Origin of the sequence: Streptomyces longisporus (genome assembly GCF_039532765.1) — a bacterium.
Lineage (GTDB): Bacteria > Actinomycetota > Actinomycetes > Streptomycetales > Streptomycetaceae > Streptomyces > Streptomyces longisporus.
On record NZ_BAAASG010000006.1, the window covers coordinates 130,130 to 143,388 of the forward strand.

Sequence of the window (13,259 nt, forward strand, 5' to 3'; positions counted from 1 at the left end):
CCCTCCGTTCGGCTTTCGTCGACCTCTCCGCCCGCTGGTCAGGACGCGGGATAGGCGATCGTCGACAGCAAGGCGTTGGCGGCTTGCCTGCTGTCCAGACGTGTGTGCTGGACGACGACCGGCACGTCGCTCACGAGGACCGACGCGTAGTCCGCCCCTACGCTGAGGGAGCCGTCGTCCGCGAGTTCGCCGAAGCGCTGGTGCAGCGTGCGTCGGGCCGGCACCGTGACGGCGTAGGGCCCGGCGGGTTCGCGGTCCGGGAAGAACAGGGTGATCTCCACATGCGCGTCCTGGTCGCCGGTGTTGAGGATGCATGCCGTCTCATGGCTGGCCATCGATTCGGGGCCGGTGCTGGATTGCGGGATGAACCCCTCAGCGATGGCCCAGACATGGCGCCCGATGTGCTCCACAGTGCCTACCTCCTTCGGCTGGGAAAGAAAAACGGCTTCCCCGGGATGTCAGGGATGGCGGGGGTGTCGGGGGTGTTCGGTGGCGGCCGAGGAAGTCCCGCAGCGCCTCTCGCCCGGTGGGTGCGTCCGGCGACGGCGTGGCCGAGTCGGTCACCGGGCCTCACGTGGCGGAGCCGCGCAGCACAGGGCGCGAGGGGAGATCTGCTCCGGCTGGGGCGTCCTCGCCCCCCTCGCGGGGATGAAGAGGGTGCCGCGGCGGCGGTCCCGGTCGCTTCGATCCTCGTATCCCGGTGCCGGGGCCGTCGTGTCGGTGGCGGCTGCCTGTTCCGTTCGCGGCGAGGTGTCGTACGGCGGCGACGGTGTGCTGGTGAGGGCGGTGCGGGGCGGTGGCTGGTCCGATGCGCCCTGGGCGCCGGCACGCATTCGTCGAGGGCCTCGCGCAATCGCGCGAAGCAGTGCGCCAGGATGCGCGAGATCTGCATCTGGGACACGCCGACGGCATCGGCGATCTGCTGCTGCGTCCGATCCTCGTAGAAGCGCAGGTACAGAATGTGGCGTTCTCGCTCCGGCAGCCGCTTCAGGGCGGTGGCCAGCGCGAGGGTGTCGACGGCGAGACCCAGCGCGCTGTCCTCGGACCCGATCAGGGAGATGAGGGGAGAGCCGCCCCCGTTGTCCGTTTCGGCGTCGAGGTACCGCGGGCTGCACTCGCGTACCGCACGCAGCGTCGAGATGACGAGGGGCAGTCCCAGGCCGGTGTGTTCGGCGACCTGCTCCGCGGAGGGCCGCTGCCCGCCGTGCCGCTGTTCGAGTTCCTCGACGGCCTGGAAGACCTGGCTGCGTGCCTCCTGGATGGGCCTGGGCAGCCGCATCAGCATGGTCCGGTCGCGCAGGTGCCGTTTGATCTCGCCGACGATGGTGGGCATCGCGTAGGACAGGAAGGCGTGCCCCAGGGTGGGGTCGTATCCGTCGACGGCTTTGATCAGCCCGAGGCAGGCCACCTGGACCAGGTCGTCGAAGTCCTCCCCGCCGGCGCGGAACCGGCGCGCCGCCCGGCGGGCCACGGGCAGTAGCAGCTGGATGACCCTGTCTCTCAGCGCGGCGCGCCTGGGCCCTCGCGGGAGCGCCGCGAGGTCGCGCATCAGTGCGTCGATGCGCTCCGAGGACCAGTCGACAGCCCTGGCAGGGGAGTGCTCCGGGCGCGTGGAGGTGGCTGGGGAAAACATGGGCCTTTACCAAGTCGCCGGTCGTGGGGGATGGGGTATGCCGGTGGGGGCTGCGCCTACCGGGCCGTGGGCCGTCGCAGGCGCACGTACGAAAACGTGGATACAGCCAAGATGACCACCGCCCTGTGCGAGCCGCTCCGTTCGTGTCGGTCCCTGAAGTCACCCGGTCGTACCGCCGTGAAACCAGCGATCACGTCACCTACGACGAGCAGCAGACAGGTGAGGGCGTAGCGCCCCGCCGACGTCGGCACCGACCGCCTCGGCGCGCGCCGCATGCTTCAAAAGCCGGGCCTCGGGGGACTCACGCTTGCGCACCGGGCCCAGCGGAGGGAAGCGACGTATGAATCAACGGCATGTCTTCGGCCAGGTCTTCACCCTGGAGACGGCCATCGCCTCCTTCGTCTTCGTGACGATCCTCGTCCTGCTGCTCGTCGCCGTGGTGCGCCGCCGCGCCCGCCCGGGCACGGAACCCTCGCAGCGGACCGAGCGTCCGCGTCTGGAGTCGTACTACCTCGGTGCACTCGGCGCCATCGCGGTCTTCCTCGTCGTCTTCACCGCTCTGGCCAACCAGCGTCAGCAGCAGTCCGATCACCACCTGCCCACCACGCACGTGGACGTGACCGCCTTCCAGTGGTGCTGGAGCTTCGGCTACCCGGACTCGCCGGGCGGCAGGACGGCGGTGTCCGGCACCTGCCGTCACGGCGACCTGCCCACCCTCGTGGTGCCGACCGGGCGGAACATCAAGGTGCGGCTCACCTCGAAGGACGTCATCCACTCGATGTGGATCCCCGCGCTGCGCTACAAGATGGACGTCTTCCCCAACCACCACAACAGCTTCACCCTGGCCTTCGACCGCGAGGGCCGCTGGCGGGGCCGGTGCGCGGAGTTCTGTGGGCTGCGCCATCGCACCATGGACTTCTGGATCAAGGCCGTGTCCCCCGACGAATTCCGGAAGTGGGTCCAGAGCCACGCGGCGGGCGCCACCGGAGCGGCCGCATGACGACCGAACTGGAGATGAGTGGTAAAGCCGCCGGATCGCCCCGCCCGGGCGGCTGGTTCGGCTGGATGACCTCCACCGACCACAAACGCATCGGCCTGCTCATCATCGGCACCTCACTGGTGCTGCTCTTCCTCATGGGCGTGCTCGCGCTGCTGATGCGCGGTCAGCTGGCCCAGCCGGACGAGCAGTTCCTCCCCGCACAGACCTACAACCAGCTGTTCACCATCCACGGCTCCGGCATGATCTACATGGTCATGACACCGTTCGCGCTCGGCCTGGGCGTCTACCTGGTGCCGCTGCAGATCGGGGCGCCCGCCATCGCGATGCCGCGCACCACGCTGCTGGGCTACTGGCTGTATGTGATGGGCGCGGTGACCATGCTGGCCGGGTTCGCCACTCCGCTGGGCGCGCACGCCGACGGCTGGTTCTCCTATCCGCCCATGGCCGACAGCGAGCACTCGCCGTCGGTGGGATCGGACCTGTGGATCGTCGGGGTCTTCCTCGCCGCCGTCGGCGTCATCCTCATCGGCTGGAGCGTGCTGTGGACGGTGCTGCGCAAGCGCACCCACGGCATGACCATGCTGCGGATGCCGGTGTTCTCCTGGTCCATGGTGGCGACCTGCCTGATGGTGGTCGGCGCCTTCCCGGCGCTGCTCGCGGCGCTGACCATGCTGGCCGTGGGGCGGGTGGACCCGTCCGTGTTCGCGTCCAACGTGTGGAACATCGGCTACCAGCACATCTTCTGGTTCTACGGCCACCCGGTCGTCTACGTGATGTTCTTCCCGTACCTGGCCGCCGTGGGCGAGGTCCTCGCGGTCTTCTCCGGGCGGCGCTTCTTCGGCTACAAGGGCACGGTCCTGGCGCTGTTGGCGTTCGCGGCCCTGTCGATGAGCGTGTGGGGCCACCACATGTTCGCCACCGGGCAGGCCGCCAACAACTACTACTCCCTGACCTCGATCGCCCTGCTGATGCCGGCCGGGATCGAGTACTTCGCACTCATCGGGACCGTGTTGGGCGGCCGGCTGGTCTTCCGCACGCCGATGCTGTTCGCGCTCGCCTTCATCCCGCAGTTCCTCATCGGCGGGCTCACCGGAATCATGGTCGGCACCCCGGTGATCGACTACCACGTCACCGACAGCTACTTCATCGTCGCCCACCTGCACTACGTGCTCTTCGCAGGCAGCGCCTTCGGGCTGTTCGCGGCCGTGTACTACTGGTTCCCGAAGGCCACCGGGGTCCTGCTGCGCGAGGGGCTGGGCAAAGTCCACTTCTGGCTGCTGGTGGTGGGCACCAACCTGACCTTCCTGCCCATGTTCGGCCTCGGCTATCTCGGCATGCCGAGGCGCGTCTCCAGCTACTCCACGGTGGACGGCTTCGGCCTGCTCAACCTGCTCTCCAGCTGCGGAGCCGCCGTACTGGCCGCGGGCATGCTGGTCTTCCTGTTCAACATCCTGGAGTCCCTGCGCAGCAAACGACCCGCAGGCGACGACCCCTGGCACGGCCACACCCTGGAATGGGCCACCTCCTCCCCGCCGCCAGAACTCAACTTCACCCCCGAGCACCCGCTGCCGCCGATCACCAGCAACGCGCCCCTGCTGGACCGGCACAAGCAGGCACGTCCCGCGAACGCATCGGCCGCCCGCGCAGAGGAGACCCGGAAGTGATCAAGAGATATCCGGGCTGGGCCGTGATGGCCGGCTGGGGACTGGCCAACGGCGTCCTCGCAGCCGTCCTCGCCATCTACCACGAAGCACTGACCGCGGTCCTGCTGTACGTCGGCGCCGTGATCCTGATCGAGGCCGCCGCGCTGGCCGTCCTCATCTCCTCCCGGCGGGGGACGAGGGAACAGACGAACTACCGGGTGCCCTACGCGGGCGGTGCCGCCGTCCTGCCGGCGGCGGTCGGCCTGACCCTGGCCGCGCTCAGTCTCGCCTACGGGCCCTGGATGCTGTCCTTGGCGGTCCCGCTGCTCGCGGTCGCGGCCGCCGTGGCGATCCACCGGGGAGCGTGGAGGCGATCGCGGTGAACGGCATGCACCAGTACGGCATGGACGCGGAGGTCGCCGCGATGGCGGTCTCCGGGCTGCTGGTGTCGGCGGTGGTGCCCGCGGCGATCCACGCCACCCGGCACCGTGCGGTGTGGAGCAGGCTCTCAGTGCCGGCCGCCGCTGCCCTCCCGGGATTCGCCGCACTGCACGCGGTGATCGCTCTCGCCGGGCAGCGCGGAGATTCTCTCGTGACGCATGTTCTGCTGGAGATGCTGCTGCTGGGCGGAGCGGTGCTGTTCTGGCTGCCCGTCCTCGGCGAGCGGCACCGGCTGAGCGATCCGGCCCGCTCGGTCTATCTCTACCTGGCGATGCCGCTGCTGGACCTGCCGGGGGTGGCCATGGTGGCGCTGGGCCATGTGGCCGGCGGCCTGGCGATGATCACCGCCATGCTGCCGATCGGGCTGGCCGCCCTGAGGATCACCTGGCGCTGGGTCACGACGGAGGAACGCCTGGCCCAGGCGCAACTCCCCGGCGAGTGACGCCGACCTGACGGTGATCGCGCAGGCCGCCCCGGCACCACACCGGAACAACGGCTCTTCACCGGACGAGCAGGCACCCGTACAAGAAGCCCTGCAGCCGGGTGGGGAGCTACTCGCCTTCTTGTTCCTCGGCCTGGGCGGGATCGGCGGTCACGGCCGCAACGTAACGGCGCCCCTCGTCCGTCAGCGGGACCTCGACCCGCCTGGCGAAGTACCAGCGGCTAAGCGCCCGCCGCAGCCAGCGTCCCACCGGCTGGTACCAGTGGCCGACGTGCTCGAGGGGCAGCGGCGTGTCCCGGACGATCAGCCTGGTCGCCTCCTCGCGGGACATCCGAGTGTGGCCCCGCAGATAGGCCCCGGCGGTGGTCTGCCGCACCTGCTCCGTCACCCCGCCCTGCTCGACGCGGGCCCGGTCCAGCGCCTGCAGGCCCAGGCACAGACGCTTCGTGGCCCAGAACCCGAGGACGGGCAGGACGACGACGCAGACCCGGAAGGTCCAGGTGATCAGTTCCAGCGGGATCTGGAACACCTTGGCCAGCACGTCCTGGCCGCCGGCCGCCAGCAGGACGGCGTACCAGAGGATGCCGGCCACCCCGAGGCCGGTGCGGGTGGGCTGGTGCCGCGGACGGTCGCAGAGGTGGTACTCCTTGCCCCCGCCGGTCACCCAGCGCTCGAAGAACGGGTAGAGGTACAGCACGGCGAACAGGGTCAGCGGCAGCACCACGCCGGGCAGGAACACGTCCCAGATGACGGTGTGTCCGGCGAAGTCCGTCTCCATGGCCGGCGTCAGACGCAGTGCACCCTCCAGGAAGCCCACGTACCAGTCCGGTTGGGCGTCGAGGGAGGACTGGTCGGCCCGGTAGGGGCCGAAGTCCCAGATGGGGTTGATCTGCATCACCGCGGAGAGCACGGCCAGCAGCCCGAACAGGATGAAGAACAGGCCGAGCGACTTCGTCGTGTACTGCGGGTAGAGCGGCTTGCCGACGACGTTGCGGTTCGTGTGCCCGGGGCCGGCCCACTGGGTGTGCTTGAGGTAGACCACGAGACCGAGATGCACCGCGATCAAAGCGATGAGCAGCCCGGGAATCAGCAGGATGTGGGCCGCGTACATCCGCGGGACGATCTCGTGTCCCGGGTACTGGCCGCCGAAGACGAAGAAGCTCAGATAGGTGCCCACGATCGGGATCGACAGCACGATGCCCTGGGCCGTGCGCAGTCCGGTGCCGGACAGCAGGTCGTCGGGCAGGGAGTAGCCGCAGAAGCCCTCCAGCAGCGACAGCATGAAGAGGGTGACCCCGATGGTCCAGTTGATCTCACGAGGACGCCGGAACGCTCCGGTGAAGAAGATCCGCAGCATGTGCACGGCGATGGCGGCGACGAAGACCAGGGCCGCCCAGTGGTGCATCTGACGGACCAGCAGCCCGCCCCGCACGTCGAAGCTGATGTGCAGCACCGACGTGTACGCCTCCGAGGCCGGAACGCCCTGCAGCGGTGTGTAGGAGCCGGTATAGGGCTGCTCCGTCATGACCGGGTGGAAGAAGAACGTCAGGAACGTGCCGGTGAGGACCAGGACGACAAAGCTGTACAGGGCGATCTCGCCCAGCAGGAAGGACCAGTGGTCGGGGAAGGCCTTGCGCAGGAACGTCTTGGCCGCCTCCGACACCGGCAGGCGCCGGTCCACGGCCGCCAACAGGCGTTCGCCGCGGGTGGGCTTGGGTTCCGGATGCAGCAGCTTCCGCAGGAGCGACAAGGACAGTTCACCTCCGGATGGCCCGCGCGGCCGGGCCGGTCCCGCCGGAAAGGGGGCTGAGGCCAGGGGCGGCCGCGACGGGAGTCCCCGGGCGCGCCGGGCTTGAAACGGCGGTCTTCGGCGGGCGGCATCGCGGCGCATGGCCGCAGCTCGCATCGGGGTGGACGATTGGGTACGCAGCCTCGGCCGGCGGCCGGATGGCGGTTCCGGCGAGGTTGACGCCGCGCTGTAGTCCCGGGGGCGGCGATGTTCATCCGGCCGGCCCCGGGGGCGTCGGCCGACCGAATGACTTTTGCATAGGCCAAACAAAAACGGGGGACCCTCGGCGGTGTCCACAGCCCGCAGCCGACCGCCCGAGGCTTCACATGTCGCCCCTCAGCAGTCCCCTCGCTCCGGTGGCGCGGGTGAGCAACGACGCGCGCCTGTCCTCCCAGCTGATCGACGACCTCGTCGCCGGCATCAGTCGGCTGCCACCCGGCCCGGAACGGGACGCTGCCCGCGAGGGCGTGATCCGCCGGCTCCTTCCGCTGGCACGCCGCATCGCCGCCAAGTACCGCACCTCCGGTGGCGAGGACCAGGACGATCTCGTCCAGGTGGCCTGCCTCGGACTGATCAAGGCTGTGGACGGCTACGACCCCGAGCGCGGACACGCCTTCCTGTCCTACGCGCTCCCCACCGTCACGGGGGAGCTGAAACGGCACCTGCGCGACAGGACGGCACTGGTGCGGCTGCCGCGTTCGCTTCAGGAAGCCCGGCTCCGAGTGGTCCACGCCCAAAGGGAACTGGAGCAGCGGCTCGCAGGACGCGCGCCCACTCCGGCGGAGATCGCGGAAGTCTCCGGTCTGTCCCCCGAGGCGGTCGTCGACGCTCTGCAGTCGGACACGGCGGCGTACCCCCGTTCTCTCGACGCGCCGCCGCCGGGAGCGGGCGACTCCTGGCCCGACCCCGCCGAGGTGACCGGGGACTGCGATCCTGCCCTGGAGTTCGCGGCGGACCGGGTGACGCTGATGCGAGCCCTGCAGCGGCTCCCCGTCAGGGAGCGACGCATCCTGTTCCTGCGTTTCTTCCACGATCAGCCCCAGCAACAGATCGCCACGGCTGTGGGCCTCTCGCAGATGCACGTGTCCCGCCTCCTGGCCCGCTGCCTCGCCCGTCTGCGGGAGGAGCTCGAGGGCGGTGCAGCGGCTGCCGAGGCCGACTCTCCCGCGCATACCGACCCGCGCACCGCAGAGCGGCCGACGGACCAGCCGAGGCACACGAACAGCACGGACCAGGCACGCCGTGTCCCGGGTCAGGCACCCGCCCACGGGGACCAGCACCACGCCTGCGCCGCAGCGGCCACCCCGCACACCGACCAGGCCTCCACCGAAACGGTCACGCCGCCCGGCCGCCGCCACGACGGTCCTCACAGGTGGCCGGCCCGCCGCGCCGCAGGCCGCCGATTCACCGGCCCGTGGGGCGCCGTTGGGGCCGTACGGCCCGTGGACGGCCTGTGGGCACGGCCGGTGCGGAACCTGCGGCGGCCGCCACCGGGTGTGCGGCTTCGATGCCGTGGACGGCCGCAGGGACGATCGCGCCGTTTACGAGGTCGAGCCGTGGGTCACCCACTGGTGACGACAGAGGGCATGTTCAAGGGAGCGCGTCATGACGCTGATGGCCGACTTCGTTCTGCAGCGCGTGTCCGAGTGGGGCGCGAGCGGGATGTACGGCAGTCCGGGGGCGGGGAACAGGACCGGCACAGGCGTCCAGGGCGCCCGCCGGAAGCGCACTGAGCTTGCCGAACACCTCCCCGGACGGCACTCGTGAGCGGCGGCACGGCGGCGGGAAGGCCGAAGCTGGACACCTGCCGTATCGACGGCGTGGATGTCCACGCCTTCGAGGTGCCCACCGACGGCCCGGACGGCAAGGAGCAGGACGGCACCCTGGAGTGGGACTCCACGACCATGGTCCTCGTCCAGGTGCATGCCGCGGGCGCGACCGGTGTCGGATACACCTACGGGGACGTGTCGGTCGCCTCCTTCGTGGACTCCAAGCTCAGCTCTGTGATCGAAGGGCAGGACGTCACCTCGCCCCCCGCGCTGTGGCACCGCATGGCCGCACAGATCCGCAACGCGGGACGCCCCGGCGTCGGCGCCATGGCGTTGTCCGCCGTCGACGTGGCCCTGTGGGATCTCAAGGCCAGACTGCTGGGCCTGCCGCTGATCCATCTGCTGCCGGCCTACCACGACCGGGTGCCGGTGTACGGCAGCGGCGGCTTCACCAACTACGCGCTCGACCGGCTCACCGAGCAGCTGTCCGGATGGGTCGCCCAGGACATCCCCCGCGTCAAGCTCAAGACCTCGCGCCAACCCGAGCGCGATGCCGAGCGGCTGACCGCCGTACGGAAGGCGATCGGCGACGAGCCGGAGATCTTCACCGACGCCAACGGCGCGCTCGCCCGCAAGGAGGCCCTGTACTGGGCGCGCAGGTTCCATGACGAGTGGGATGTGCGGTGGTTCGAGGAACCCGTCAGCTCCGCCGACCTGGAAGGCCTGCGCATGCTGCGCGAGCGCGGCCCGGAGCGCCTGGAGATCGCGGCGGGCGAATACGCCTTCACCGCGCGCGACTTCGTGAACCTCCTGGAACCTCCCGCCGTGGACTGCCTCCAGGCCGATGTGACCCGGTGCGGCGGCATCACCGGCGTACTGGAGACCGCCGGTCTGTCGGCGACCCGGGACATCGACCTGTCCGCGCACTGCGCCCCGGCGATCTCGGCGCACGCCTTCTGCGCGGTGCGCCGGATGCGGCACCTGGAGTACTTCCACGATCATGTGCGGCTCGAACAGCTGGTGTTCGACGGCACCCTGTCACCCGTCGGCGGCGCACTCCGCCCCGACACCGGCCGTCCGGGGCTCGGACTCGAGGTCAAGTGGGCCGACGTAGAGCCCCACCGCGTGTACGGACAGCGACCCGCCTGACCAGGCTCGCAAAGGAGAGTGGAGACCCGATGGCGAACGCAAAGCGCCGGGCGACGCGTGACATCCCGGCCAAGACCCACCCCGAGATCGCGGGGCCTCCGCGCGCGAGGCAGCGGCTCGACGTCGGAAAGCTCGAACGGGCCCTGCGCAAGGCCGTGGACGGCGAGGTCCGCTTCGACGCGGGTTCGCTGGGCCTGTACGCACAGGACGCGTCCAACTTCCGTCAGGTGCCCATCGGCGTCGTCGTCCCCCGCACGCTCGACGACGTCGTCGCCGTACACAAGATCTGCCACCGCTTCGGCGCGCCGGTCCTCAACCGCGGCGGCGGGACGAGCCTTTCCGGCGAGACGGTCAACGAGGCCGTCGTCATCGACCACTCCAAGTACCTGACCCGCATCGGGGACATCGACCCCGACCGTCGCCTGGCCACCTGCGAGCCGGGCGTCATCAACGAGGAACTCAACCGCCACACCGGCAAGCACAACCTGGTCTTCGGACCCGACCCCTCCACCCACTCCCGCTGCCTGATCGGCGGCAACATCGGCAACAACTCCTGTGGCATCCACTCGGTGCAGTCACAGCTGTACGGGCCGGGCCCGCGCACCAGCGACAACGTGCACGCCCTGGAAGTCGTCACCTACGACGGCGCCCGCTTCTGGGTCGGGGTGAACGAGGAGGAGCAGCTCGACGACATCATCGCCGAGGGCGGCCGAAAGGGCGAGATCTACGCCGCCCTGCGCGACCTGCGGGACAAGTACGCCGACACCATCCGGGCCGGCTTCCACTCCGCGGAACAGGTGCCGCGCCGCGTCTCCGGCTACAACCTCGACGAACTCCTGCCCGAACGGGGCTTCAACGTCGCCCGTGCCCTGGTCGGCACCGAGAGCACCTGCGCCACCGCCCTGCAGGCCGTCCTCATGCTCACCCCCGCCCTGCTGCAGCGCACCACCGTGGTGGTCGAGTACGCCGATCTCGCCGAGGCCGCCGAGGACTGCATGGAGATCGTCGAGCGGTTCAGGCCGATCGGTCTGGAGGCGCTGGACGACGAGCTCATCCGCGACCAGCAGCTGCAGAACATGAACGTGGAGGACATCCAGGAACTGCCGCACCCGGAGGGCGGGGCCTGGCTCGTCGTGCAGTTCGGCGCCGACACCACCGAGGAGTCCGTCGCGCAGGCGCAGAGCTTCGTGCGCTGGCTCACCGACGACCGGGGCTACGCGCCCGACCGTGTCCGCACCGCCAAGAGCAAGCAGGAGGGCGGCACCAGCGAACACCTGTGGGCGATCCGGGAGAGCGGCCTCGGCTCGACCGCCTTCCCGCCCGACGGCAAGGACCACTGGCCCGGCTGGGAGGACTCCGCCGTACCGCCCGACCGGATCGGCGAGTACGTACGCAAGCTGCGCAAGGTCATGGAGCGGCACGGCATCACCGGCGCGATGTACGGCCACTTCGGCCAGGGCTGCATCCACAGCCGGCTCAGCTTCGACCTGCGCACCGCCGCCGGCCTGGCCACCTACCGGGCCTTCATGGAGGACGCCGCCGATCTCGCCGTGTCACTGGGCGGCTCGGTCTCCGGCGAGCACGGCGACGGCCAGCAGCGCGGGGAGCTGTTGGAGAAGCAGTACGGGCCCGAACTCGTCCAGGCGATGCGGGAGTTCAAGGCGATTTGGGACCCGCAGGGCAAGATGAACCCCGGCAAGGTCGTCGACCCGTACCGCATGGACGAGAACCTCAAGCTGGGCACCGACTACAACCCGCCGCGGTACCGCACCAAGTTCGCCTACGAGGAGGACGGCGGGGACTTCGCACACGCCACCCTGCGCTGTGTCGGCATCGGCAAGTGCCGGGTGCCGCAGGCCGAGACGACAATGTGCCCCAGCTACCAGGTGACCCGCGAGGAGAAACACACCACCCGCGGCCGGGCCCGTCTGCTGTTCGAGATGCTCCAGGGCGACGTCATCACCGACGGATGGCAGTCCGAGGAGGTCAAGGACGCCCTCGACCTCTGTCTGGCCTGCAAGGGCTGCACCAACGACTGCCCCGTCAACGTCGACATGCCCACCTACAAGGCGGAGTTCCTGCACCACCACTACAAGTCGCTGCGCCGCTGGCGCCCCCGCTACGCCTACGCCTTCGGGTTCATCGACCAGGCCGCCCGGATCGCCTCCCGCGTCCCCGAACTCGTCAACTTCGCCACCCACACACCGGGCCTGGCCCGGATCGCGAAGCTCGTCGCGGGCATCGACCGCCGACGCCCCCTCCCACGCTTCGCGCCCATGACCCTGCGGGAGTGGTTCGCCCGGCGCGGCGGCACGACCAACCCCGCGGGCCGGCCCGTCGTGCTGTTCCCGGACACCTTCAACAACCACTTCCACACCGGCGTCGGCGTGGCCTGCGTCGAGGCCATCGAGGCGGCCGGCTGGCAGGTCATCATGCCTGAGCAGCACATCTGCTGCGGACGGCCGCTGTACGACTACGGCTTCCTCGACGCCGCCGAACGCTATCTGCACCGGGTCCTGGACATCCTGCGCCCCCACGTGCGGGCCGGCACACCGATCGTCGGCATGGAACCGAGCTGCCTGGCCGTCTTCAAGGACGAACTGCCCAAGCTGATGCCGCACGACAACGACGCGAAACGGCTGACGCAGAACGCCTACCACTTCCCCGAGTTCTTCCAGACCTTCGACATCAAGCCCCCCGCGCTGGACGGCAAGGCACTCCTGTGGGGCCACTGCCACCAGCGAGCCACCGGCGGCATGAGCCCGGAGCAGGAACTGCTGGAGAAGATGGGTCTGGAAGTGCAGAACCTCCAGGGCGGCTGCTGCGGTCTGGCCGGCTCCTGGGGCTTCGAATCCGGCAAGTACGAGATCTCCCTGGAGTGCGGAGAGCAGGCACTGCTGCCCGCCGTGCGCGACGCGGAGGACGACTGCCTCGTCGTCGCGGACGGTTTCTCCTGCAAGACACAGATCAAGCACGCGAAGACCGGACGGCAGGCGCTGCATGTCGCCGAGGTGATGAAGCTGGCCCGGGAGAAGGGCCGCGAGTCCGTCACCCGGAAGCCCGAAGGTGGCGTGTCTTCTCTCCCCAAACCGCCGCTGCGGGAGCGGGCAGTGCGGGTCTCGGCCGCCGCGGCACTCGTGGCCGCGGTGACCGGTCTCGGTGTTCGGGCCGCCCGCCGCTAGGGGCGGGTCGGAAGCGGGCCAAGGGACGTGTGGCGGTGGCCATGGTCCAGAGCTAAGAGCACCGGCCAGGAGTGTCCCGAGCCTGCTTCGAGGTGGCCGGACGCCACGAGTTCGGGGCCGAGCACCGCTGGACGCTTCCGAACTCGCCGGCCACGTCCGGTCCACCTCGTTCCTACCGCCCTCGACTGCCTGGACGGCCCCTGGACACGAG

At 69.9% G+C, this 13,259-nt stretch carries 10 protein-coding genes; 7 read left to right on the plus strand and 3 right to left on the minus strand.

Annotated features, from left to right (window positions below; translation table 11 throughout):
* Positions 1 to 38: 38 nt before the first annotated feature.
* Positions 39 to 410, minus strand: coding sequence for a sensory rhodopsin transducer (locus ABD355_RS10435; RefSeq protein ID WP_344399898.1), 372 nt, complete (start codon positions 408 to 410; stop codon positions 39 to 41).
* Positions 411 to 415: 5 nt separating this feature from the next.
* Positions 416 to 1,633 (minus strand): sigma-70 family RNA polymerase sigma factor, encoded by a 1,218-nt coding sequence (locus ABD355_RS10440; RefSeq protein WP_344399899.1) that lies wholly within the window; start codon positions 1,631 to 1,633, stop codon positions 416 to 418.
* Between the two features lie 340 nt (positions 1,634 to 1,973).
* Between ABD355_RS10440 and ABD355_RS10445 the strand changes: the two genes are divergently transcribed.
* Genes ABD355_RS10445 through ABD355_RS10460 form a run of 4 tightly spaced genes read left to right on the plus strand, consistent with a single transcriptional unit; the run spans position 1,974 to position 5,159 of the window.
* The gene (locus ABD355_RS10445; RefSeq protein WP_344399900.1) at positions 1,974 to 2,633 is read left to right on the plus strand and encodes a cytochrome c oxidase subunit II; all 660 of its coding nucleotides are present in this window, start codon (positions 1,974 to 1,976) and stop codon (positions 2,631 to 2,633) included.
* Complete coding sequence (locus tag ABD355_RS10450) at positions 2,630 to 4,297, plus strand: cytochrome c oxidase subunit I (protein WP_344399901.1); 1,668 nt, start codon at positions 2,630 to 2,632, stop codon at positions 4,295 to 4,297. The genes ABD355_RS10445 and ABD355_RS10450 overlap by 4 nt, the downstream gene beginning before the upstream one ends.
* Positions 4,294 to 4,659: a hypothetical protein gene (locus ABD355_RS10455; RefSeq protein WP_344399902.1), complete on the plus strand. Its 366-nt coding sequence runs from the start codon at positions 4,294 to 4,296 to the stop codon at positions 4,657 to 4,659. Before ABD355_RS10450 ends, ABD355_RS10455 begins: the two co-directional genes overlap by 4 nt.
* Positions 4,660 to 4,664: 5 nt before the next feature.
* Entirely contained in the window at positions 4,665 to 5,159 is a 495-nt protein-coding gene (locus tag ABD355_RS10460) for a cytochrome c oxidase assembly protein (protein ID WP_344400105.1), read from the plus strand.
* Between the two features lie 109 nt (positions 5,160 to 5,268).
* Here ABD355_RS10460 and qcrB read toward each other — a convergent pair whose 3' ends face one another.
* A complete protein-coding gene (gene qcrB / locus ABD355_RS10465; protein WP_344400106.1) occupies positions 5,269 to 6,900 on the minus strand; it encodes a cytochrome bc1 complex cytochrome b subunit in 1,632 nt (543 codons plus the stop codon).
* Between the two features lie 413 nt (positions 6,901 to 7,313).
* Here qcrB and ABD355_RS10470 point away from each other — a divergent pair, with 413 nt between their 5' ends.
* The 3 genes from ABD355_RS10470 to ABD355_RS10480 are packed head-to-tail and all read left to right on the plus strand — an operon-like array spanning position 7,314 to position 13,048.
* Positions 7,314 to 8,681, plus strand: a complete 1,368-nt coding sequence (locus tag ABD355_RS10470; protein WP_344399903.1) for a sigma-70 family RNA polymerase sigma factor — start codon at positions 7,314 to 7,316, stop codon at positions 8,679 to 8,681.
* Positions 8,682 to 8,711: 30 nt separating this feature from the next.
* Positions 8,712 to 9,866 (plus strand): enolase C-terminal domain-like protein, encoded by a 1,155-nt coding sequence (locus ABD355_RS10475; RefSeq protein ID WP_344399904.1) that lies wholly within the window; start codon positions 8,712 to 8,714, stop codon positions 9,864 to 9,866.
* 29 nt (positions 9,867 to 9,895) lie between these two features.
* A complete protein-coding gene (locus ABD355_RS10480; protein ID WP_344399905.1) occupies positions 9,896 to 13,048 on the plus strand; it encodes an FAD-binding and (Fe-S)-binding domain-containing protein in 3,153 nt (1,050 codons plus the stop codon).
* Positions 13,049 to 13,259: the final 211 nt, after the last annotated feature.